19 protein-coding genes and 1 tRNA gene are annotated in these 22,428 nt (G+C 60.4%); 16 read left to right on the plus strand and 4 right to left on the minus strand.

Annotated features, from left to right (window positions below; genetic code table 11):
• Positions 1-142: 142 nt before the first annotated feature.
• The 14 genes from ONB52_05435 (at position 143) to ONB52_05500 (ending at position 15,907) form a co-directional block, all read left to right on the plus strand.
• Positions 143-1,144, plus strand: a complete 1,002-nt coding sequence (locus tag ONB52_05435) for a polyprenyl synthetase family protein (GenBank protein MDZ7415591.1) — start codon at positions 143-145, stop codon at positions 1,142-1,144.
• 12 nt (positions 1,145-1,156) lie between these two features.
• Complete coding sequence (locus ONB52_05440) at positions 1,157-1,423, plus strand: HPr family phosphocarrier protein (protein ID MDZ7415592.1); 267 nt, start codon at positions 1,157-1,159, stop codon at positions 1,421-1,423.
• Positions 1,424-1,441: 18 nt separating this feature from the next.
• Positions 1,442-3,205, plus strand: a complete 1,764-nt coding sequence (ptsP, locus tag ONB52_05445; GenBank protein ID MDZ7415593.1) for a phosphoenolpyruvate--protein phosphotransferase — start codon at positions 1,442-1,444, stop codon at positions 3,203-3,205.
• 60 nt (positions 3,206-3,265) lie between these two features.
• The gene (gene metK, locus ONB52_05450) at positions 3,266-4,399 is read left to right on the plus strand and encodes a methionine adenosyltransferase (GenBank protein MDZ7415594.1); all 1,134 of its coding nucleotides are present in this window, start codon (positions 3,266-3,268) and stop codon (positions 4,397-4,399) included.
• Between the two features lie 187 nt (positions 4,400-4,586).
• Positions 4,587-4,660, plus strand: a tRNA-Ile gene (locus ONB52_05455).
• Positions 4,661-5,071: 411 nt separating this feature from the next.
• Complete coding sequence (locus ONB52_05460; GenBank protein ID MDZ7415595.1) at positions 5,072-5,398, plus strand: hypothetical protein; 327 nt, start codon at positions 5,072-5,074, stop codon at positions 5,396-5,398.
• A 358-nt stretch (positions 5,399-5,756) separates the two neighbouring features.
• Positions 5,757-6,473 carry an ATP-binding cassette domain-containing protein gene (locus tag ONB52_05465; protein ID MDZ7415596.1) on the plus strand — a complete coding sequence of 239 codons (717 nt, stop codon included), beginning with the start codon at positions 5,757-5,759 and terminating at the stop codon, positions 6,471-6,473.
• Positions 6,474-6,579: 106 nt separating this feature from the next.
• Entirely contained in the window at positions 6,580-9,267 is a 2,688-nt protein-coding gene (locus tag ONB52_05470) for a Gldg family protein (protein ID MDZ7415597.1), read from the plus strand.
• Between the two features lies 1 nt (position 9,268).
• A complete protein-coding gene (locus tag ONB52_05475) occupies positions 9,269-10,645 on the plus strand; it encodes a DUF4340 domain-containing protein (protein MDZ7415598.1) in 1,377 nt (458 codons plus the stop codon).
• Positions 10,646-10,865: 220 nt separating this feature from the next.
• Positions 10,866-11,648 carry an enoyl-CoA hydratase-related protein gene (locus tag ONB52_05480; protein MDZ7415599.1) on the plus strand — a complete coding sequence of 261 codons (783 nt, stop codon included), beginning with the start codon at positions 10,866-10,868 and terminating at the stop codon, positions 11,646-11,648.
• A gap of 16 nt (positions 11,649-11,664) precedes the next feature.
• Positions 11,665-13,002, plus strand: a complete 1,338-nt coding sequence (thrC, locus tag ONB52_05485) for a threonine synthase (GenBank protein MDZ7415600.1) — start codon at positions 11,665-11,667, stop codon at positions 13,000-13,002.
• Between the two features lie 72 nt (positions 13,003-13,074).
• Entirely contained in the window at positions 13,075-14,349 is a 1,275-nt protein-coding gene (locus ONB52_05490; protein ID MDZ7415601.1) for an MFS transporter, read from the plus strand.
• A 334-nt stretch (positions 14,350-14,683) separates the two neighbouring features.
• A complete protein-coding gene (locus ONB52_05495; protein MDZ7415602.1) occupies positions 14,684-15,184 on the plus strand; it encodes a PepSY domain-containing protein in 501 nt (166 codons plus the stop codon).
• 369 nt (positions 15,185-15,553) lie between these two features.
• Positions 15,554-15,907 (plus strand): hypothetical protein, encoded by a 354-nt coding sequence (locus ONB52_05500; protein ID MDZ7415603.1) that lies wholly within the window; start codon positions 15,554-15,556, stop codon positions 15,905-15,907.
• A gap of 263 nt (positions 15,908-16,170) precedes the next feature.
• Here ONB52_05500 and ONB52_05505 read toward each other — a convergent pair whose 3' ends face one another.
• Positions 16,171-16,473: a hypothetical protein gene (locus tag ONB52_05505; protein MDZ7415604.1), complete on the minus strand. Its 303-nt coding sequence runs from the start codon at positions 16,471-16,473 to the stop codon at positions 16,171-16,173.
• A gap of 1,050 nt (positions 16,474-17,523) precedes the next feature.
• On the opposite strand from ONB52_05505, the gene ONB52_05510 reads away from it, so the two are divergent.
• Positions 17,524-19,953, plus strand: a complete 2,430-nt coding sequence (locus ONB52_05510) for a penicillin acylase family protein (GenBank protein MDZ7415605.1) — start codon at positions 17,524-17,526, stop codon at positions 19,951-19,953.
• Positions 19,950-20,318, plus strand: a complete 369-nt coding sequence (locus ONB52_05515) for a hypothetical protein (GenBank protein MDZ7415606.1) — start codon at positions 19,950-19,952, stop codon at positions 20,316-20,318. Before ONB52_05510 ends, ONB52_05515 begins: the two co-directional genes overlap by 4 nt.
• A gap of 48 nt (positions 20,319-20,366) precedes the next feature.
• Here the strand turns inward: ONB52_05515 and ONB52_05520 are convergent, their stop codons facing one another.
• From ONB52_05520 to ONB52_05530, 3 genes are all read right to left on the minus strand, one after another.
• On the minus strand, positions 20,367-21,053 hold the full coding sequence (locus ONB52_05520) for a hypothetical protein (protein ID MDZ7415607.1): 687 nt from the start codon (positions 21,051-21,053) through the stop codon (positions 20,367-20,369).
• Entirely contained in the window at positions 21,050-21,919 is an 870-nt protein-coding gene (locus ONB52_05525) for a CHAT domain-containing protein (GenBank protein MDZ7415608.1), read from the minus strand. The genes ONB52_05520 and ONB52_05525 overlap by 4 nt, the downstream gene beginning before the upstream one ends.
• A gap of 135 nt (positions 21,920-22,054) precedes the next feature.
• Positions 22,055-22,423 carry a hypothetical protein gene (locus ONB52_05530; protein ID MDZ7415609.1) on the minus strand — a complete coding sequence of 123 codons (369 nt, stop codon included), beginning with the start codon at positions 22,421-22,423 and terminating at the stop codon, positions 22,055-22,057.
• Positions 22,424-22,428: the final 5 nt, after the last annotated feature.

The following is a 22,428-nucleotide window of genomic DNA, read 5'->3' on the forward strand; positions in this document are numbered from 1 at the left end:
ATGGTTATTTTTGGCGACCCTAAACGCGAAGTACCCGCGCTCTGCCATAGAATGATCCATGCTGCTGCCCCGTCCGCGTGTCCGATGGTCTGTTGATCTCACCTGATGCCTCGCACGGGGACGATCCAGTTGGAATGTTTCCGTGTCACACTACCTTGACAAATTTGTCCGATTTAAAGAGCTGGTCAATACCTATCTCGAATCCTTTCTGGCGCCGGAGCGGAATGGCGGCGGTCACAGCGAGCCGGTCAGTCTTTATGACCCCATGCGTTATGCCATGGCCGGCAACGGCAAGCGCATCCGGCCGGTGTTGTTGTTGATGACGTGTGATGCGCTGGGCGGTGCGGTGGAGCAGGCCCTGCCGGCGGCGGCGGCGGTGGAGTTGATGCACAATTTCACCCTGGTGCATGATGACATCATGGACCGCGATGAGACGCGGCGCGGCCGGCCGACGGTGCACCGGAAATGGAATGTCGATGTTGCGATTTTGGCGGGGGACGGTTTGGTGGTGTTGGCCTACAAAAGCCTGCTGCAAACCCGCACGCCCCAGCTCAACCGCATTTGCGAAATTTTCACTGATGGCATACTGGAAATTTGCGAAGGGCAGGCACTGGACGCTGAGTTCGAGCAGGATGACAGCGTGACCATGGCGCGCTACGAAGCGATGATCCTGAAAAAGACGGCGCGCCTGCTCGCCCTGTGCACCCAAATCGGCGCGATGCTGGCCGGCGCGAGCGCGGAACAGATCGCGGCTTTCCGGCGCTTTGCCGAGCACCTCGGCCTGGCTTTTCAGATTCAAGATGACTTGCTCGACATCACGGTGGAGCAGGCGACGCTGGGCAAGGATTTCGGCAGCGACGTGCGGCGACACAAGCGCACTTTCCTCTACGTGCACGTCATGGAGAAGGGCGGCGCTGCGCAACGGCGGGCCTTGCGCGATTTGTTTGCCAGGCCGGTGATCAGCGAGGAGGACATTCTCGCGGCCCAGCATTTGTTCCGCAGCACCGGTGCCCTGGCCGCCGCCAGCGCCGCGGTGCAGCATCACGTCGCAGCAGCCAATCGCAACCTGGCCGCCCTGGCACCGGCGGCCGACCTGCGGGCGCTGCAGCAGTTGGTTCAGATGATTCTGCATCGGAAAGCTTAATCGCGATTTGACATGCTGGAGAAAAAAGTCCGCGTTCAGAACAAGCTAGGATTGCATGCGCGCCCGGCTGCGCTTTTGGTCAAAACCGCCAACAAGTTCAAATCCGACGTTTTTTTGACTCGCGAAAGCCAGGTGGTGAACGGCAAAAGCATCATGGGGGTGATGATGCTGGCCGCCAACTACGGCAGCGAGATTACTCTTTCTGTCAAAGGGGAAGATGAAGAAGCCGCACTTGCCGAGCTGGTCAAGCTGTTTGACGGCAAGTTCGGTGAACAATGATGCGAGGCCTGTGCACCCGTGAAAACTTCCGAGCCAGCCGCCGCCCTCACCTTGCGCGGGGTTCCCGCTTCGCCGGGTATTGCGATTGGCCGGGTGTTCCTGTTCTCCGACAAAACGCCGGTGGTGGAGCGGGAACAGCTTTCCGCCGCGGAAGTGCCCCGCGAGATTGAACGGCTGCGCCAGGCGGTGCAGCGGGCGAAACAGGAAATCGAGCAGGACCACGCCATCGCGCAGGAACAGGGTGGCGAAGACGCCGCGCGGATTTTTGAAGTCCACCATCTCATCCTCGATGACGCGGACTTCCTTGCCCGCCTGGAGAATGAAATCGCCACCAACACCGTCAATGCGGCTTTCGCCTTCCAGCATCTCATGCACGAATATGTCAGCCAATTGCTCACACACAGCACCCTTTTCAGCCATCGCGACACCGATTTCCAGGATGTGGAGCGGCGCGTGCTGCGGCATTTGCAGGGCGATCAGGGAGGATACTTGAGCAAGCTGGCCAGCGGTGCAATCGTGATCGCGGAGGACCTGCCGCCCTCGCTGGCGGTGCTGCTCAACCGCCACAACATCCGCGGTTTTGCCACCGATTTCGGCGGCGTCACCTCCCATGGCGTCATCCTGGCGCGCTCCAATGGCCTGCCCGCCGTGCTGGGCTTGCGTGAGATCACCAAACTTTGCAAGTCCGGTGACCGCGCCATCCTGGACGGCGACGAAGGTCTTGTCTTGCTCAATCCCGATGAAGCCACGCTCAACCGCTATCAGAAGCGCCAGGCCAGGCAACTGGAGGCACGCAGCCGGTTGGGACATTTGCGCAATTTGCCGGCCCGCACCCGCGATGGCCGCAACATCGAACTGGCGGCCAATTTGGAATTCGCCGATGAAGTCGGGCTGGTGCATGAAAACGGTGCGCAGGGCATCGGCCTGTTCCGCACCGAGTATCTCTATCTCGACAAGCCCGAGGCCCCTTCCGAAGAGTTGCAGTTCGAAACCTACTATCGCATCGCACAGGAGGCCCGGCCGCATCCGGTCATCATTCGCACCCTGGACCTCGGCGGGGACAAATTGCCAGCCTGCATCAAGAGCGCCTCCGAGCCCAACCCCTTTCTCGGCTGGCGTGCCATTCGCATCTGTCTGGATCAACCCGAGCTGTTCAAGACGCAACTGCGCGCGATGCTGCGCGCCAATGTGCTGGGCAACATCAAAATCCTGCTGCCCATGATCGCCGGCGTCGACGAACTCGACCGGGCTTTGGCGCTGATCGAACAGGCCAAGCGCGAGCTGGCAAAGGCCAAAAAGCCCTTCGCGCCCGACACCGAAGTGGGGGTGATGATCGAAGTGCCCGCCGCCGCGCTGATGGCGGATCAAATCGCCGAGCGTGTCTCGTTCTTGAGCATCGGCACCAATGACCTGACGCAGTATGTCATGGCGGCCGATCGCGGCAACGCACGGGTCGCCCATCTGCTCATGGGGCTGCAGCCCGCGGTGCTGCGCCTGATTCAACAGGTGATCCACGCGGCGCACCGCCGGGGCGTTTGGGTCGGGGTGTGCGGCGAGATGGCTGCCGACCAGCTTGCCACCCTGTTGCTGGTGGGCATGGAAATCGACGAGCTCAGCGTCAATCCCATCGAAGTGCCCAGGATCAAGAAGATCATCCGCAGCATCACTTTCCAGGAGGCGCGGGAGGTGGTGCAGCAGGTCATGGAGTTTGCCACCGCGCGCGAAATTCATGATTACCTCAAGCCCTATCTGCGGCACCGCTTCAAAGACTTGTTCGCCTGACCTAATTCCTTTCCCACATCTTTGGTACTGCCTCCCGGTATAATGCTTGAAGGAGTAGCCATGAACTCAATGCTTTTCACGTCGGAATCGGTCACCGAAGGCCACCCCGACAAGATTGCCGATCAGATTTCCGACGCGGTGTTGGATGCCATCTTCGCGCAGGATCCCAAGGCGCGCGTGGCCTGCGAAACCTTCGTCACCACCGGCCTCGCGGTGGTGGGCGGCGAAATCACCACCGATTGTTACGTGCACATCCCCGACATCGTCCGCCAAATGATCAAAGACATCGGCTACACCAACGCCAGTTACGGCTATGACTATGAGACCTGCGCGGTGCTCACCTCCATCGACCGGCAATCACCGGACATCGCGATGGGTGTTGACCGTGACGGTGCCGGTGACCAGGGCATGATGTTCGGCTACGCCACCAACGAAACGCCGGAGCTCATGCCCATGCCCATCCTGCTGGCGCACAAGCTCTGCCGCCGTTTGGCCGAGGCCCGCAAGCAGGGCATTATCCCCTATCTCCGGCCGGATGGCAAGGCCCAGGTGTCCGTGCGGTACATCGACGGCAAGCCGCGCGCGGTCGAGGCGGTGGTGGTTTCCACCCAGCATCATCCGGAAGTGTCCCAGGAGCAAATTCGCGCCGACGTGATTGAAAAAGTGGTGAAGCACGTCATTCCCGCGGAAATGTTGGAAGAGGGCAAGGTGGTGTATCACATCAACCCCACCGGCCGTTTCGTGGTGGGCGGACCGCAGGGGGATGCCGGTCTCACCGGCCGCAAGATCATCGTCGACACCTACGGCGGTTTTGGCCGGCATGGCGGTGGCGCGTTTTCCGGCAAAGACCCGACCAAGGTGGATCGTTCCGGCGCTTATGCCATGCGCCACGTGGCCAAAAACATCGTGGCCGCCGGCCTGGCGGAGCGCTGCGAGGTTCAGGTCGCCTATGCCATCGGCGTGGCGCAGCCGGTTTCAATTTGTGTGGAGACTTTCGGCACCGGCAAAACTTCGAATCAAAACCTCGAGGCACTCATCCGCAAGCATTGGGATTTGCGGCCACGCGCCATCATCGAATATTTCAAGCTGCGCCGGCCGATCTACCGCGCCACTGCCGCCTACGGCCATTTTGGCCGCGAAGGTGACGGCTTCACCTGGGAGAAGCTGGACAAGGTGGAAGAGCTGACGAAGTAACGCCTGAGAAAGGACTTGCTTGCGCCAGCCTGCGTGTGCTAAATTTTCGTGAAAATGTGCGGCGCGCAGGCTTGCAGCCTGCCGGCAGACAAGATGGCGGCGCGACATTTTCCCCGCGATGGGTGTGCAAGCGTGTTATCCTGCCGTGCGCCCCGCCCAAACCAGGCGCCGGCTTTTGCTCCCCATCGGGCCCTTAGCTCAGTCGGTCAGAGCGGCGGACTCATAATCCGTTGGTCGTAGGTTCAAGTCCTACAGGGCCCACAGCTTGCTGTGTAGACAGGTGATTGGCCTGTTTTTTTATTGGTTGCTTGCCTTGTGAACAGTGTCGATTATTTCCTCGATTTGGCGCGATTGCGAGTTGCCCCGTGACGAGTTAGTCGAGCTCCTTAAGTGGCAATCCCTCCGTAACCTGCCGTAACATGCCGTGTCGCGCAGGCAGCCCTGCCTGCAGACAAGATCTCTGTGTTACGGCCCCGCAAGTAATTGAGGTATTATCGGCAGGGAGACGAATGGTATTTTCCTCCGGCAGACAAGTTGTGCCCGGCATGACATGCAGCAACCGCGCTTCGCTCCGCGGAAGCCCGCATTGATCTGCTGCTCACACGCAACCGACGGTGCTGTGGTAATACGCAAGGCCAAGCGCCTCACCACCTCAATTCCAGCAGGCAAGTATTGGACTCTGCCAAGACCCTCCTCCTCGAACTCGCCAAATGGGCGCTGGTGCTGTGGCTGCTGTCACCGCTGGCGGTGGCCATGCACGGGCCGGTGGACTTCACCCGCGTGGCGCTCGGCATCCTGCTTTTCATCCTCTTCACCGGAAAAATGCTCTACGACACCATCATCGCGCCGGCCAGGACCCGTGCCGAGCGCAGTCCGCTGCAGGACGTGCTCGCCATGATTGGCGCCATTACGGTCATCGCCCTGGTGGTGGGCATGGTGCTGCTGTTGGTGGGGCTCTACATTATGAAACTCATCGCGAGTAGAACGCCGCCGCAATGAAAAGAATCTTGCATTTTTGACCAGATTTCTTATCATTGCCAGGCTGTTTGCCTGAAGCCAGCCCCGTTTGCCCCGAATCCCACCCTTGTTATTCAAAAAATTGACGGCTTGTGGGAATGCCTTCGTGCGTGGGATGGACTTCCCGGGCGGGGATCGGCTTGGCGGGCGCGGCTGTGAAAAGGTTGCAACAATTTTCCCGGCGGCGATATGCGCGCAAAACTTTTCACCGGCCGCAACAGTCTGAAATTTTTCGAAACTTCAGACGTGGCTGCAGAACGCTCGCCTGATTATGATTTTTCGAATCATCATAAATCAAACCTAGAGGGCACACCTTATGGCTGAAGCTGCACCGAAGATCATGATTGAAGCGAAAGGCCTGAGCAAATATTACGGGCCTTTCGTGGCGATCAAGGATATCTCTTTCGCAATCCCCCAGGGCCAGATCGTCGCCTTTCTCGGGCCCAACGGTGCCGGCAAGACCACCACCATGAAGATTCTGAGTGGTTATCTTGCCGCCAGTGAAGGGTCGGCTGCCATTGCCGGGCTGGACGTCAGCCAGGATCGCCTGGAAGTGGCCAAAAAACTGGGGTATCTGCCGGAGAACGGACCGTTGTACCAGGACATGACCCCGCTGGAATTGCTGCAGTTTTTCGCCGAAGCGCGCGGCCTGGAAGCCAGCGCTGCCAAAGAGCGCATCGCAGCGGTGAATGAGTTGTGTGCACTGCAACAGGTCATGGAAAAGCCGATCGGCAAGCTCTCCAAGGGGTATCGCCAGCGCGTCGGCCTGGCGCAGGCACTGCTGCATGATCCCGAAGTCTTGATCATGGACGAACCCACCGCCGGACTCGATCCCAACCAAATCCGCGAATTCCGCAAAAACATCCGACATCTGGGCCGTTCCAAAACCATCCTGCTTTCCACCCACATTTTGCAGGAAGTCGAAGCGGTCGCCGATCGTGTCATCCTGGTGCACAACGGCCGCCTGGTGTACGACGGCACGCCGGCACAGTTGATGGAAGACGGCTCTCTGGAAAAGCCCTTTTATCGCCTGACCAGCAACGGCGCGGCTGCCTGAGTTTGCATTCCAGCCGGAGCCGGCGCGCCGGGTCTGGACTGGAACGCTGCCGCCCGCTGCGCGTGTGGCGATCACCGCAAAACCATCAAACCACAGGGTTGAACCCATGAACATAAGTTGGATGCCCAAGATCAAGATCAACTGGAAAGTGGTGCAGTCGATCATGAGACGCGACCTGCGGCGCTATTTCAGCAATCCCACGGGTTACGTCTTCATCACCCTTTTCATTTTCCTGAGCGCCGCCGCCGCCTTCTGGCGCGAGCGCTTCTTCCTGAACAACCTGGCCAATCTCGACCAGCTCAACGACTTCTTTCCCTATCTGCTGCTGTTCTTCATCCCCGCGCTCACCATGGGGGTGTGGGCCAATGAGAACAAGGAGGGCACCGATGAGTTGTTGTTGACATTGCCCGCCACCGATCTGGAAATCGTGCTGGGCAAGTACCTCGCGACCTTCGGCATTTACACCGCCTCCCTGGTGCTCTCGCTCAGCCACGTCATCGTGCTCTTCTTTTTGGGCTGGCCCGATCTCGGCTTGATGTTCGGCAACTACCTGGGCTACTGGCTTATCGGTGGCGCCCTGATTGCGGTCGGCATGCTGGCCTCGCTGCTCACCGCCAACGCCACGATTGCCTTCATCGCCGGGGCGGTGTTTTGCTCCTTCTTCGTGTTCATCGAGGCGCTGGGCGGTCTTTTTGGCCAGACGGTCAAGAATTTTCTGGCGCCGCTGGGTGTGTTCGGCCACTTTGGTGATTTTTCCCGCGGCGTGATCAGCCTGAGCGGCCTGTTCTATTTCGCTTCGATTGCCGGCTTGTTTCTGTATTTGAACGTGACCCTGATCAGCCGGCGCCACTGGCCGCAGGAGGCCGATGGCTACCAGATGTCGGTGCATCACCTAGTGCGTGCGGTGGCGCTGGTGATCGCCCTGATCAGCTTCAACGCGGTGCTCAGCCGGCTGAGCCTGCGCCTGGATGTCACGGCCGAACAATTGCACTCCCTGTCGGGCGAAACCAAAGCCCTGCTCCGTGAAATTTCACCGGAGCGGCCGGTGTTGATTCAGGCCTTCCTCAGCAAGGAGGTGCCGCAGCAATATGTGCAGACGCGGCAAAACCTGCTCAGCTTCCTGCGTGAAATCGCCTCGGTGGGCGGCAATCGCGTGCAGGTGTTGATTCATGACACCGAGCCCTACACCCAGGAGGCGCGGGACGCGCGCGAGAAATTCGGCATCACGCCGGTGGAGGTGGCCAACCCCGGCAGTGCGCGTGCCAGCAGCGCGCAGGTGTTCATGGGCGTGGCCTTTACTTGCGGCGCAGTGGAGCAGGTGATTCCGTTTTTCGATGCCGGCCTGCCGGTGGAATATGAGCTGGCACGCAGCATTCGCGTGGTGGCCCAGACACACCGCAAAAAGATCGGCATCGTCAACACCGACGCCAAGCTGTTCGGGGGCTTCGATTTTCAAACCATGCGCAGCAATCCCGCCTGGCCGGTGGTGGACGAGCTGAAAAAGCAGTATGAAGTGGTGCAGGTGGATGCCAGCAGCGCCATTACCGACTCGCTCGACGGCCTGCTGGTGGCGCTGCCCTCCGCGCTGCCGCAGGAAGCCATGGACAATCTCCTGCGCCGCATCGAAGCCGGCACGCCCACGCTCCTGCTGGATGATCCGCTGCCCCTCATCAACATCGGCTTGGCGCCCTCCGAGCGTGCGGGCGCGGACATGAATCCCTTCATGCGCAACAACGCGCCGCCGCCCAAGCCCAAAGGCAACATCCAGGCTTTCATGAACAAGCTCGGCATCAACTGGAACTCGGCGCAGATCACCTGGGACACCTACAATCCGCATCCCGACCTGGCGCAGATTCCGCCGGAAATCGTGTTCGTGGGCGCGGGCAATGAGACCACGGAACCGTTCAACAAAGAGCACATCGCCAGCTCCGGCCTGCAGGAGGTGGTGCTGCTTTATCCCGGCGGCATGTCACCTGCTTCCGGCAGCTCCTACACCATGCAGCCGTTGTTGCGCAGCGGCACGTTGTCGGGCACGCTGCATTATCAACAAATGGTGCAGCGCAGCTTCTTTGGCACCCAGCTCATCGATTCCCGGCGCTTGCGACACATCCCGGGCAACCTGGATCAAACCCTGGCGGCCTACGTGCACGGCACCAGGAAGGACAGCGCCGGCGTGGAGCGCAACCTCAAAGTCATCTTCATCGCTGATCTCGACTTCATTTCCGAGCAGTTTTTCGAGTTGCGCCGCCGCGGTTTTGAGAACCTCAATTTCGACAACGTGACCTTCTTCCTGAATTGCATGGACTTTCTGGTGGGCGACAACTCCTTCGTCACGCTGCGCAAGCGCCGGGTCAAACACCGCACCCTGGAGACGGTGGAAGCCCGCACGCGCGCCTACATCGAGCAGCGTGTGAAGGAGGAGCAGGACGCCGAGGCGGAGGCGCAGCGCGCGCTCGACGAGGCACAGCGCCAGCTCAATGAGAAAGTGGCGGAGATTCGCCAGCGCACCGATCTCGACGCCCAGACCAAGCAAATCATGGCGGAGAACGTGCAGCAGGTTGAAAACCGCCGGTTCGAGGTGCAAAAGGCCAACATCGAAGCCGCGAAAGAGGCCAAGATTCAGGCCAGCAAGGAGAACATGGAAACCGCGATTCACCGCATCCAGAGCGGCATCAAAACGCTGGCGGTGCTGCTGCCGCCGGTCCCGGTTTTCGTCATGGGCGTGATGATTTTCATGCGCCGCCGCAAACGCGAGCAGGAAGGCGCAGCCGCGGCCAGAAGATTGAGGAGCTGACATGAACGAGAAAAAGAAAACTCTGACTTTCGTCGGCGCGGCGGCCGGTTTGCTGCTGCTGGCCTTGATCACCGCCCCGCGCCGCGTCACCCCCACGGCCTTCAACGATCAGGGCCAGCCTTTCTTCCCGGACTTCAAGGACCCGCTCGCCGCCACCTCGCTGGAGGTGATCGATTACGACGAGGCCACCGGCAGTGCGCGGCCCTTCAAAGTGCAACTGAAGGACGGCAAGTGGACCATCCCCTCGCACCACAACTATCCGGCGGATGGCAAGGATCGTCTGGCGAAAACCGCCGCGGCAGTGATCGACATTCGCAAGGATGATTTCCGCTCCGACAACATCAGCGATCATGAAGCCTGTGGTGTCGTCGATCCCCTGGATGAAAAGGCGGTCAGCCTGAAGGGCCGCGGCAAGCGGGTCACCCTCAAGGGCGCGAGCGAGCAGGTGCTGGCGGATTTCATCATCGGAAAGCCCGTCGAGGGCCGTGACGGCTTCCGCTTCGTGCGCGTGCCCGGCCAAAAGCGCGTCTATGCCGTGCGCATGAACATCGACATCTCCACCAAGTTCAGCGACTGGATCGAGTCCGATCTCCTGCAAGTCAACCGGGATGACATCAAGCAGGTCGTGCTCAGGGATTATTCCATCGACGAGCGCCGCGGTCTGGTCAACCAGCGTGACGTGCTCGTGCTGGACAAGAAGGACAACGACTGGGTGGCGAACAACATGCGCAGCAACGAGGAAGTGGACAAGACCAAGATGAACGACTTCCTCACCGCGCTGGACGGCCTGTCCATCGTGGGGGTGCGGCTGAAACCGGCCGGCCTGTCGCAGAGCCTGGAAAAAGCCAGTTCCGGCGTGATGCTTTCGCAGGCCGACATGCTCTCGCTGCAGAGCAAGGGCTACTACTTCACCCCCAGCGGCCAGTTGCTTTCCAATGAAGGCGAACTGCAGGCGACCACCAAGGACGGCGTGATCTACACGCTGCGCTTCGGTGAAGTGGTTTACGGCCAGGGCGAGGCGGTCACCGCCGGCATCGATTCCCTCACCAACCAACCGGCCAGCGGTCCGGGTGAGAACCGGTATCTCTTCATCACCACCAGTTTCGACCCCAAGCTGTTGCCGCCGGAACCCAGGAAGCCGCGCAACACCGACTTCGCCAACAAGCCCGACAGTTTGTGGACCGACGCGGATCGCGAGAACAAACGGCTGCAGGATGAATATGACGAGTGGCAAAAGAAGATGGACAAGGGCCGCAATCTCTCCAACGATCTCAATGCCCGCTTCGCGAAGTGGTATTATGTCATCTCGGCCGCCAGCTTCGACAAGCTGCACCTCAGCCGCAAGGACCTGGTGAAGCCCAAAAGCAAAACCAGTTGAGCCGCCGTTTCCGGGCGCGGCCGTTTTCGCCCGCGGCAACCGGAAGGCGCCGGGGAAATTTCCGCTTTCCATTCTCCGGGGAATTTCCGATGCTGCGGGCGAATTTGTTTTCAGACAAAATCACCGGCAGCAGCTCACGGCCGCTGATCCCCCGCCCTGCGCGCTGCAGGCAGGAAAGCCGGAGTTCACGCCGCCGCCGACCTTTGGAAGGGAGCACGTCATGTCATACCAGAACATTCTGTTTGAAGTGAAAAACAAAATTGCCTACCTGACCCTCAACCGGCCGGACAAGCTCAACGCCCTCAACTGGCAAACCATGCAGGAATTGCAGCAGGCGCTTGCCGCGGTGAAAGATGATCCGGCGGTGGGCGGCGTGATCCTCACCGGTGCCGGCGAGAAAGCCTTTGCCGCCGGCGCCGACATCGGCGAGCTGGCGCAGCAAACGCCGGTGAGCGCCAAGGAGTTTTCGCAGCAAAGTCAGGAGATTCTGCGCTTCATCGAACACTATCCCAAGCCCGTCATTGCCGCGGTGAATGGCTTTTGCCTGGGGGGCGGCAGCGAGCTGGCCCTCGCCTGCCATCTGCGGGTGGCCTCGGAAAAGGCAAAGTTTGGCCAGCCGGAAGTGAATCTCGGCATCATGTGCGGCAACGGCGGGACGCAACGCCTGCCGCGCTTGATCGGCAAGGGCCGCGCCCTCGAGCTTTTGCTCACCGGCAACATGATCGACGCCCATGAAGCGCACCGTCTGGGCTGGGTCAATCACGTCACGCCGCCCGAACAATTGCTGGCAAAATGCGAGGAGATTTTGCAAACCATCTTCAAAAAGGGCCCCGTCGCGGTCAAACTCACCCTGGAAGCGGTGGTGCACGGCCTGGAGATGACGCTGGAGGAGGGCGTGCAGCTCGAATCCAATCTCTTCGGCATGTGCTTCTCGACGGAAGACATGAAGGAAGGCACGCGGGCATTTCTGGAAAAACGGCCCGCGAATTTCCAGGGCAAATGAACCGCCAGGCGCGCTCATGAACGAATTGCATGCCTGCTATCGCTGCAGCAGCGGCTGCGCCGGCGAATATCGCCTCGATGAGATCATCTACCGCTGCCCGCACTGCCATGACCTGCTGGAGGTGAAGCACGATCTGGCAGCCCTCCGCCGCCGCAGCGGCGCACAATGGCGCGAGTTGTTTGAGCAACGGTACCAACTGCGCGCCGGCGCCTCCGGCATTTGGGCCAAGAAGGAATGGGTGCATCCGCTGTTGCAGGATGACCACATCGTGTCGCTGGGCGAAGGCTACTCTGCTTTGCGGCCGGCCGGCGGTTTCGGCAGGCATCTGGGGTTGGAGCAGCTTTGGATCAAGCAGTGTGGCGACAGCCCCACCGGTTCGTTCAAAGACCTGGGCATGACCGTGCTGGTGTCGCAGGTGAAGCAGATGATCGCCGCCGGCCGCCCGCTCCAGGCGGTGGTGTGTGCTTCGACCGGCGACACCTCCGCCTCGCTGGCGGCGTATTGCGCCGCCGCCGGCATCCCCGCGGTGGTGTTGCTGCCGCAGGGCAGGATCAGTCCGGCGCAATTGATTCAACCACAGGCGCATGGCAGCCTGACGCTGGCCTTGGACACCGATTTCGACGGCTGCATGCGGTTGGTGCAGCAGTTGGCCGCGCGTCCCGAGGTTTATCTGGCCAACTCGATGAACTCCCTGCGGCTGGAGGGGCAGAAGATCGTGGCGGTGGAGCTGGTGCAGCAATTGGGCTGGCAGGTGCCGGACTGGGTGATCGTGCCGGGCGGCAACCTCGGCAATGTTGCGGCGCTCGGCAACGGTTTTCTGTTGCTGCGCGAACTGGGCGTGATCGACCGGTTGCCGCGCCTGGTCTGTGCACAGGCGGCGCATGCCAATCCGCTGTATGAAAGCTTTCGCCGCGGCTTTCGGGATTTTCATCCCAAGCCCGCACTGCCCACGCTGGCGAGCGCAATTCAGATCGGCAACCCGGTGAGCTACAAAAAAGCCATCCGCATCCTGCAGCAATGCGATGGCATTGTCGAGCAGGCGGAGGAAGCGGAACTGGCCGAGGCCGCGGCACTCGCGGATCGTCACGGCCATTTCGTCTGCCCGCAAACCGGGGTGGCGCTCGCGGCGCTCATCAAAATGGCAGCCCGCCGGCAGGTGCAACCGCGGGAGCGGGTGGTGGTGATCGCCACTGCCAATGGTTTGAAATTTGTCGAAGCCAAAATCGCCTATCATCAACAGGCGCTCGCACCGCTGGAATGCCGTCATGCCAACCCGGTGCGGCCGGTGGCCGCGGATCTGTCCGCGGTGCTCGCGGCGATTGCGGCGCATGCGCGTGCCCGTGTGGCATCATAAGGTATCCCGGGGCAGGCCGCTCTCCGCGCGACGATCGACCCTTCCCCTGTTCCATTTCATGGCAACCCGCTCGTGACTTTCCTGCTTCGGTTCGGTGCCCTGCGGCATCGCAACTATCGCCTCTTTTTTGCCGGCCAGTTCGTGTCCTTCCTCGGCACCTGGATGCAGAACACCGCGCAAGGCTGGCTGGTTTATCAACTCACCCATTCGCCGGCCTGGCTGGGCGTGATCAGCTTTTTGGGATTTTTGCCGCTGTCACTGTTCGCGTTGATTGGCGGCAGCCTGGCTGACCGCTGCAACCGTCGCCGTCTGGTGCTGATCACCAATGTGCTGGCGATGATCATTGCCAGCCTGTTTGCGGTGTTGATCTGGCAGCAGCTCATCGGCATTCATCTGGTGGCGGTTTTGGTGTTCCTCAACGGCGTGGTCAATGCCTTTGACATTCCCGCGCGGCAGTCGTTTCTGGTGGAGATGGTGGGCAAGGAGGATCTCGCCAATGGCATCGCGCTCAACTCGGCGATGTTCAATGGCGCGCGCATGATCGGGCCGGCCATTGGCGGTCTGGTGATCGCAGCTTTTGGCACCGCCTGGTGCATGGCCGCCAATGCGCTGTCGTTTCTCGCCACCGTTCTGGCGGTGGCGGCGATTCGCACGGTTGCACCAATCCGCGCGCAACAGGCACCGCTGCGCTTGTTGCAATCCTTGCGGGAGGGGGCGGCTTACATTCGCAGCTCGCAACTGGTGTGGGGCGTGCTCGGGCTGGTGGCGGTCTCGACGGTTTTTGGCTGGTCCTACACCGTCATCCTGCCGGTTTATGCCGACAAGATTCTGGGCGGTGGCGCTGTTGAGCTCGGACAACTGCTGTCGGCGAGCGGTTTGGGGGCGCTGGGCGGGGCGGTGTTCTCGGCGACACTGGGCAGCCGCTGGCGGCCGCGCCAGATTTTGCTGGCCGGGCTGGTCATCTTCACCCTCGCGATCACGACGTTCGCACTTGCCCGCCAACCGCTGTTTGCCACTCTCTGTGTGGCGCTGATGGGTCTGGGTCTGATTCTGTTCAATGTCAACAGCAACACGGCGCTGCAACAGCGCGTGCCGGATCACTTGCGCGGCCGGGTGATGGGTTTTTATGTGCTGTGTTTTGGCGGTTTGATGCCGGTGGGTAGTTTGCAAATCGGTTTTGTTGCCGAGAAGCTGGATGTCACACTGGCGTTGCTGTTCAATGCCGTGATTTGCGGTCTGGCGGTGCTGGCAGCCCTGCGCGTGCTCGTCCAGATGCGTCAGCGCCCGCTGGACGAAGCGGCTGCCGCAAGCCCCTCGCCGATCAACGCCTTCTCGATCGAAAGATAATCCCGCGTCCGCCCAGAGACGAAGAACCCGCCCGGGTGCTTGCAAGCGAGCACCCGGGCGGTTGTGTTTGGGCTCCGCCTGTGGCAACACTCTAGAAATCCACCTTTCGCTGCCAGCGTTGCTTGCTGCTATATACCCCGTCGCGCACCCGCATCCCCGCCCGTGCGCCGCAGATTGTGCTGCCGGCGGGTTGGCATGGCAGCTTGGTGGGCGTCGCCACGCCGCCGGCGCAGGGACAGGTGCGCGGAACGGAGGGGAAGCCTGAATTTTTGTGCTGCTTTCATCGGAACAGTGTGAGGATGTGCATGCCATGTTTGCCAAGCAGAACGTGGTCATGATTGCTGTCAGCTGCCTGGCGGCCCTGGGATGCGCCGCCGAGAAGCCCGTTAAACCCGCTGCCCGCTCGGATGCCGAACAAATTGCCTGTGAGCAGGTGCCGGGGGGATTCGTCACCAGCCTGCGACAGGAGATCGATCTCGGCCGCCTGGTTTACAAGGTCGTGGTGCAAAATGATTCGACGGCGAAACGCGTGAGCATTGATGCCGCCACGGGCCGCATTCTCGAAGTGATCGATCGCACCGAGGAGTTGCGCGAAGCCATGGCGGATAATGAAAACCTTACGGTACCGCTCAGCCTGACAGTGCGTGCGGCAGCGGAATCCACCGCACTGGCAGCCGTGCCGGGCGAACTGTTGCGCTGGCGGGTATTCAAGGACGGGGAACGTCTGCTTTATCGCTGCGGCATCGCGCAGGCGAATGGCCAGGTTGCGCGCGTCACGATCGACACGGGCACCGGTGCCGTGCTCAGCATCGCCCGCCCGCAGCCCGCACGCTGAGCGGGCGCCCGCATGCCGGCGGGTTTTGTCGCAGTGCCGTGACATGAAAATTGGCGGCTGAAGCCGGCATGCTTGATTTTCCTGGCAGGCTTCTTTATTTTGCGTCGTCAAAAAATGCCGCCAAATTTCCAGAGAGAGTCACGTTCTCACCCGTCCTTGCGGGACACCTCTTCCACACCTGCTCGCAGAATCCATTACCCCGGTTGACCTCTTCCAGCTTTCTTCAATTTCCGCCTCTTGTTGGTAGATAATCACGTCAATTTGACCCGGGGCTTTGGGGGGTGGTTTTGGTACTGCGGGCGCGAACACAGACGGCGCTCAGGGATGATGTCGGAAGGGTTTGCTCGCGGCACTCGCTGAGTTGGTCTGATGGCATGTGCCGGCAAGGCGGCAGCCGGGGTGATGCGCACCGCGACCGCCGCTGCGATACGTTCAGGGTTTGGCGGCGCCATGCGGAGTCCTGGCGCGGTGCCAGAATACTTTCAACGCTTCAATCTGCAGGAGGCTGTCATCATGAGTTGGACAGACACCTTTATCAACCATCACGCGACAAAAGCCCGTGATGAAGAGAATGGGACCGGCGGCTTTGACGACCCTGATTCCTTTGACGAGAGCGGGGAAGTCAACAACCCCTATTCGCCCATCTGGGAGGGGAGCACCATCCACCATGACTTCTGGGGCGGCGATTCTTCCTCCGACTCCACCGATCTTTCGCAAGACTAATCCCCATCCCAGGCGGAGGGGTTGCGCTGCCGCGGCAGGCAACCTCCCGTAACCGCTTTGCCGGGCAAGCCGGGCACGCGCTGACAGATGCCCAAAGCAGACCCAAGCAGCACGGTCGCGGCTGGCCCGGCATTTTTGTGATGGCGTCCCATTGCAAAATTGCTTTTATTTTTCCCACCATCAATCCGCACGACCGTGCGCGGTTTGACCTCCGGTGATGGATGGCAACAATCCCGGCACTGTTTTTATGCTGATCGACAGACTCAAATACTGGGATGACTGCCGTGCGACGGAAGACGGAACCGCAGTCCACCTTGTCTGCCGTTTCCCCCGCGGGGTGGCGGGTCCTGACTCTCGAGCAGTGTGCGCAACAAATACCCCATTTGAAAAGCATTCGGCGCGGTGACTTGCGCCTCGCCGACCGCATGCTCGTCACCACGCAGAATTCCGAGTATGATCTGGTGATGATCGAAGATGACACCCTCCTGGTGGTGGGTGGCTGGTTTGATCGCGCGCTTGTCACCCCATCGCGTCAGAATCGATGGATGCACCTGGTGCGTCAGCATGATTTGTTTGGATATTCTGGCGGCGCCGGGCATGTGCCTGGAATTCAACAACCGTGTGCTGACTTCGACCATTCGTGAAGTCACGGTGTATCGCTCGGTGTTGCCCGCCTCCGACTGATTTGCAATTCCCGCCTGCGAGTTTGTATTTGACTGCGGCGCGGTTGCCCTTGCCCTGCCTGCCGGCCATCCTCCCGCAACATTCACATCTGCCCCATCCTGCTGTAATTATCTCGCTGCCATGGTCGCGCCTCCGACCCGCGTGCAACGCGGCATGCGGATTGCCTTTGCCCGCGGTGAAACGAACGATTGTGCTGGTAACCAACAGCATGCAGAGCATGGCACCCTCTCACAGCCAAAAGGTCCGGGTCTGGCGACCCGGGCCTTTTGGTTTGTGCAGCCGGCATGGCATGTTTGCCTGGCACGGCCTCTCTTTTTTCCTCGTGAAAATGCCGTGGCGCAGGCGGGCCGCCGGCATTGCAGACAAGCGGTCCAATCGTCCTAGCTTCCCACCCTGAATTTGGCATGCTGGCTTGCTGTTGCCCGGAAGAGATGGCGTGCTCACAAAACTCCATTGGTTAGTCTGTTCGAAGTCAAGCAAGACTTTTTCGAATGTGGCGAAACCCTGATTGCGAAATTCACCTGCTTGCCGAAGGCGTCACAACTTCTCTCCCACGAAAATGGACTCCCCCGAAATGACTTTTTTCATGGGCGGATGGTTTGTATTTGATCCTGACACTGCGGATTGAATCCCTGTTGTGCTGCCGGAATTTTGTATTCCGGTTTGCTGTTGTCTGGAAGAAGTGGCGTGTGTGAAGTGCCCCCCTGCAGGAGTTGACCGCACGTTTGCCTGCAAAATTTTTGTGCCCCACCCCGTGGGTGGTTGGCCGTCGCGATCACATTGGCGTTTCCCGCCGAAACGACCAAACTGAGTGCAAAATTCAGGTCCCACACGTCGGTCGGGCATTGTTGCCCGGCACAGCTTGCGCTTGACTTTCCCGGCGGATTTGAATACACTCCGCCCAATTTTCACCGCACTCCTTGGGAGCGATCATGCGCTGGCGCAAGCCGGTCCTCGGCATGCTGTTGCTGCTGGCCGTTTTTTCCCTGCTCAATTTTCGGCAGCAGGGCATCCCGCCGCTCGGGAAATTCCTCAATCCCTTTGCCGGTTTTTGGCAAAACCACACCGGCCTGGATGAACTGCCAGCCCGCCTGCTCCTGCCCGGGTTGCAGGATACCGTGCACATCTTGTGGGATGATCGCCGTGTGCCGCATATTTTTGCCGGAAACGACCACGATCTCTATTTTGCGCAGGGCTATCTCACCGCCCGCGACCGCCTGTGGCAAATGGAGTTTCAAACGCATATTGCTGCCGGCCGCCTGGCGGAGATTGTCGGTGCGAGTGCGCTGGAACACGACCGCTTTCGCCGCCGCGTCGGCATGGTTTACGCCGCCGAGCATGCCGTGGCCGCCATGCGCGCCGATTCTGCCACCTGGCAGGCGGCCGAGGCCTATGCCCGCGGCGTCAACGCCTGGATCAGCAATCTGCCGCTGCGCCACCTGCCGCTGGAGTACAAGATTCTTGATTACCGGCCGGAACCGTGGACGGTGATGAAATCGGCGCTGCTGTTGAAGCTCATGGCCTGGCGCCTGACCAGTCGCAATGAAGAAGTGGTGAAGTCGCGCACGATCGCGTTGCTGGGCGATTCGTTGACCCGGGTGTTGCATCCCGACTATCCGCCGTTCATGGAGCCGATCGTGCCGGCCGGGACTTCCTGGTCATTTGTGCCGGTCGCGGTGCCCACGCCCGCGCACAAGTTCAACTATGTGCCGCCGGCGGACGCTTCGCTTTCGCCAGCCATGCCGGGGCAGGGCAGCAACAATTGGGCGGTGGCCGGCAGTCGCACGGCCAGCGGTTATCCCATCCTCTGCAACGATCCCCATCTCACGCTCAACCTGCCCGCGATTTGGTATGAGGTGCAACTGGTCTCGCCCTCGGTCAACGTCTATGGTGTCAGCCTGCCGGGGGCGCCCGCGGTGATCATCGGCTTCAACCAGCACGCGGCCTGGGGCGTCACCAATGCCGAATCCGATGTGATGGATTGGTATCACATCGTTTTTCAAGACAGCACGCGCCAGGATTATCTCCATGACGGCGCCTGGCGGCCAACGACCTGGCGCGTCGAGGAAATCAGGATCCGCGGCGGCGCGGTGGTGCGCGATTCGATGCCCTTCACCCATCACGGTCCGGTCGTTTATCGCGATTCGGAAAAACCGTTTGCCGGCAACCTGCCGCGCGGCGCCGCCCTGCGCTGGGTGGCGCACGACTCCTCAAACGAGTTGGCCACTTTTCTGCAATTGAACCGCAGCCGCAATTACAGCGATTTTCTCGCCGCATTGGAACACTATGCCTGCCCGGCGCAGAATTTTGTATTCGCCGACAGCGCCGGCACCATTGCCCTGTGGCACCATGGCCGCTTCCCGCTGCGCTGGCCGCAACAGGGCCGCACCGTCAGCGATGGCAGCAGCCGCGCCTACGATTGGCAGGGGTGGGTCGCGCGCGATCACCTGCCGCACCTCCTCAATCCGGCCCGTGGCTTCGTCAGCTCGGCGAATCAGAATCCCGTGGCCGAGCAATACCCTTATTATCTCGGCAGTGATTATGCCCCGTTCGAACGCGGCGCCCGCATCAATGCCCGGCTGTCTGCCATGCGGGACATCACCCCGGCAGACATGCAGACCCTGCAGAACGACGTTTTCGATTTGCATGCCGCCACGGTTTTGCCGGTGTTGCTGGCACAATTGCCCGATACCGGTTTGACAGAAACGGAAAGGCAGGCACGCCATGAGCTGCAGCAATGGCATTATGAAAATCACGCCGCTTTGGTGGCACCCACCGTTTTCGCGCAATGGTGGCGGGTTCTGATGGACTTGATTTGGGAGGATGAATGGCCGGACCGCGCCGGCGATCTTGACCGGCCGCGCCGGGATGTGACCGTTGACTTGATTTTGCATGCGCCGCAGGCGCCCTACTTCGACCGGCGCAACACCGCTGCCCTCGAAACTTTGCCAGACCTCGCCTGGCTCGCATTTCAATCCGCGGTGCACCAGCTTCGCGAGAAGTTCGGGCCATTGGGGCCGGCTTGGCAATGGGGCCACACGCGCGGAACCGACCTTCGCCATCTTGCCGATATTCCCGGCCTGGGGCGCTTGGGTTTGCGCAGCAGCGGCAACCACACCTGCGTCAATGCCATCACCAACACCACTGGGCCTTCCTGGCGCATGATAGTTGCCCTCGGTCCGCAGCCGCAAGCTTTGGTGATTTATCCGGGCGGCCAGTCGGGCAATCCCGGCTCACGGTTTTACGACAACTTTGTGGATGACTGGCTGGCCGGGAAAAGTTACGCAGCGCTTTACTTGAAATCACCATGGCAGCGCGATGATCGTCTCATCGCCAGAACAATCCTGCGAGGGCGGCCATGAAAGGAGTCATGATATGCCTGCTGCTCATGTTGTTGCTCCAGCTTCTCACGCCGTTTTGGTGGTGGATCATGCTGGTGCCGCTGGTTTATGGCATGTGGGCAGCCCGCTCGGTGTGGCACGGCATGGGAGTGGGAATGGTGAGTGCGGGATCGCTGTGGCTGGGCGCAAGCCTTTATAACTGGCTGTCGTCCGGTCAATTCATTGCCGATCGCGTGGCAGCAATGCTCGGCGCCGGATTCGGTTGGAACAGCGTCGGGTTGCTGTTTGTGCTGACGGCGCTGGTGGCGATGGTGCCGGCCGGCCTCGCGGGTGCCACCGGCTATTGGTATCGATACCTCTTCCTGACGGCGATGAAATCCCGCTGAACCGGTTGAAGAGGGGGAATCCCGCGTGCGGGAAAGCGGCTGCTTCAATCACCGCTTGAGTTTGCGCAGTTGCAATTCGATTTCGCCGGGTGCAAACCACAACTCAAAATGTCCGGGCCGGATGCTCCTGGAATTTTCATAGGACGCTGACAGATCTGAAAGTCTCACTTCCACGCCCGCCTTGGCCAACACTGCCTGCAAGCGCCTGGCATCAGCCTCGTCCGCTTTTCGGAAGTAGCGCAGTTCGGTTACTTGCGGCCCTTTATCCACCATGCGCTCGATGCCGGGCACGACATAACCCGCGGCCTTCACCTGCTCGCCCGCCTGCTTTGCTGCCGGTCGCTGTTGCTCATCGCGAATGTGAATATAGAGCCGCGCTGGAATCGTCGCGGTGTCAGGAACCGTGGCGAGCGCCTGCGCCTGGCTCAGTCCCACCCTCAGCGATGACAATTCCCTTTGTGCCGGCTCGTAGCCACCGCCTTGCAGAGTCCGGGATAATTCGTCGACTTGTCGCGCCAGGCTATCCAGCGTGAACGCCAGGTAGGCGCGTTGTGCCTGCATTTGGCGAATTTCGGTTTCCAGCGCTTGCTTTCTAGCGATCAACGGCCGAATCTTCTGCCCCACCACCATCACCACCACGACCGTGACAATCGTAAGCAAAAGTTGGGCAACCATCCAGAGCGATACGCGCCGGCCGGCCGCCTGCGTTTTGCCGCCGGTTTTCTTCACATTCATTTCTGTCCACCTCCTGACAAGGCGATCTTGATGATGCGGTAGAGAATCGTTCCGAAACCCAGCAGCCCGCCGCCGAATCCGGCCGACTCGATTTTGCCGAGTGTCTCCACGTTGATCTTGTTGTCGAGCACGGCCCAGACCGTGCCCAGCACCAGAATGATCAAACACAGGCAAGCCGTGCCGATGGTCATGAGTATGGCATATTCGCGTGAGGAGACGGCGGCGCCGCCGGGCGGACCAGCCGGCACGGCGCCGGTCGGCCGGGTTTCGACAGCGGCGAAGATGATCTGCTTGGGGCTGGATTTCGGCGCAATCAACTTGGGTGTGTGCTGCTCATTCAGACTTTCGAGATTGATTTGCAGGCAGCCGAGGTCGAAGGCGGTTTGCAGATCGCGGCCAAAGCCCAGCGCCTGATAGAATGCAGAGGCAAAACTGAGCGCGGCGGCGTCACCGATGGCGGAAGACATGCCGATGACACAATCGATCTCTTGCGCGATCGCCTGTGCCTGGCCGGCGGAGAAGCAGGCATTGAGCACGACGCAGCGGATGTTGTCTTTCAACAGGGCAAACAACTGCCCGAACGCCGCGCTCGACACCGGCTGGCTGTTGCCCTCGTGGTCTTCCAGAATGATTTCGCTGGCCTCGCTGCCGTGGCCGCTGAAGTGTACGATATCGGGTTGGTAGCGCAGGAGATGGCTTTGCAGATCGCTGACGCGCACCGCCCATTGCTGTTCGATCTCGAAGCGGTCGCGAAATTGGGACTGGCGCAGCGCCTGGTCGATGCGCCGGACTTCCTCGTCCAGGCGCAGCGGGCTGCTGTCGCGGGGATTCGCAGCGAGGAAGAGAATGCGGATGACTTTGCTCATAGACAGCGCGGCGGAAGAAGTTGGCAACCAATTCCATGCACGTGAGGCCGCCTCATGCGCCGTCACTTTACGCAGATTCGTCGATCAAACGCAGAAAGAAACTCTGAAAGTTTGCGGCAGAATTTTGATCTGAGATCACTCTGTTGCTCCAATGTTCTGCCCAAAATTTTTGTGCCGCCCCAGGACTGCAATTCTCAAAAGGATTTGCTTTTCGACAGGATGACAGGATTTGCAGGATTTCAGAGAAATCATGTCATAAACAAATGCTGCCGTGCAGCGGCCCCAGTTTTTGGCTTGTCTTCGCGGTACGCTTTTGATGTGAATGACACGGCAGTGTGCCCAAATCTTCACAAGATCCTTGCTGGATGACAACTGGATGACAAGGGTGGCGGAAACCTCGTGCCAGACAATGGTGTACGAATCGGGCAGATTGCTGCCCGCGGGCTTCGGATTTCCGCTTGTCTGAAATCTGGCCTCGGCCATTACATGGTGAATCGCCGCCAAATAAG

The organism is candidate division KSB1 bacterium (genome assembly GCA_034506255.1).
GTDB classification, from domain to species: Bacteria; Zhuqueibacterota; Zhuqueibacteria; order Zhuqueibacterales; family Zhuqueibacteraceae; genus Coneutiohabitans; species Coneutiohabitans thermophilus.

Excerpts from the sequence above, each read along its gene's own strand:
- ONB52_05440 (MDZ7415592.1), top strand. The coding sequence starts at position 1,157 with ATGCTGGAGAAAAAAGTCCGCGTTCAGAACAAGCTAGGATTGCATGCG.
- metK (MDZ7415594.1), top strand. The coding sequence starts at position 3,266 with ATGAACTCAATGCTTTTCACGTCGGAATCGGTCACCGAAGGCCACCCC.
- ONB52_05465 (MDZ7415596.1), top strand. The coding sequence starts at position 5,757 with ATGATTGAAGCGAAAGGCCTGAGCAAATATTACGGGCCTTTCGTGGCG.
- ONB52_05470 (MDZ7415597.1), top strand. The coding sequence starts at position 6,580 with ATGAACATAAGTTGGATGCCCAAGATCAAGATCAACTGGAAAGTGGTG.
- ONB52_05475 (MDZ7415598.1), top strand. The coding sequence starts at position 9,269 with ATGAACGAGAAAAAGAAAACTCTGACTTTCGTCGGCGCGGCGGCCGGT.
- ONB52_05480 (MDZ7415599.1), top strand. The coding sequence starts at position 10,866 with ATGTCATACCAGAACATTCTGTTTGAAGTGAAAAACAAAATTGCCTAC.
- thrC (MDZ7415600.1), top strand. The coding sequence starts at position 11,665 with ATGAACGAATTGCATGCCTGCTATCGCTGCAGCAGCGGCTGCGCCGGC.
- ONB52_05495 (MDZ7415602.1), top strand. The coding sequence starts at position 14,684 with ATGATTGCTGTCAGCTGCCTGGCGGCCCTGGGATGCGCCGCCGAGAAG.
- ONB52_05500 (MDZ7415603.1), top strand. The coding sequence starts at position 15,554 with ATGGCATGTGCCGGCAAGGCGGCAGCCGGGGTGATGCGCACCGCGACC.
- ONB52_05505 (MDZ7415604.1), bottom strand. The coding sequence starts at position 16,473 with ATGCTGACGCACCAGGTGCATCCATCGATTCTGACGCGATGGGGTGAC.
- ONB52_05510 (MDZ7415605.1), top strand. The coding sequence starts at position 17,524 with ATGCGCTGGCGCAAGCCGGTCCTCGGCATGCTGTTGCTGCTGGCCGTT.
- ONB52_05515 (MDZ7415606.1), top strand. The coding sequence starts at position 19,950 with ATGAAAGGAGTCATGATATGCCTGCTGCTCATGTTGTTGCTCCAGCTT.
- ONB52_05520 (MDZ7415607.1), bottom strand. The coding sequence starts at position 21,053 with ATGAATGTGAAGAAAACCGGCGGCAAAACGCAGGCGGCCGGCCGGCGC.
- ONB52_05525 (MDZ7415608.1), bottom strand. The coding sequence starts at position 21,919 with ATGAGCAAAGTCATCCGCATTCTCTTCCTCGCTGCGAATCCCCGCGAC.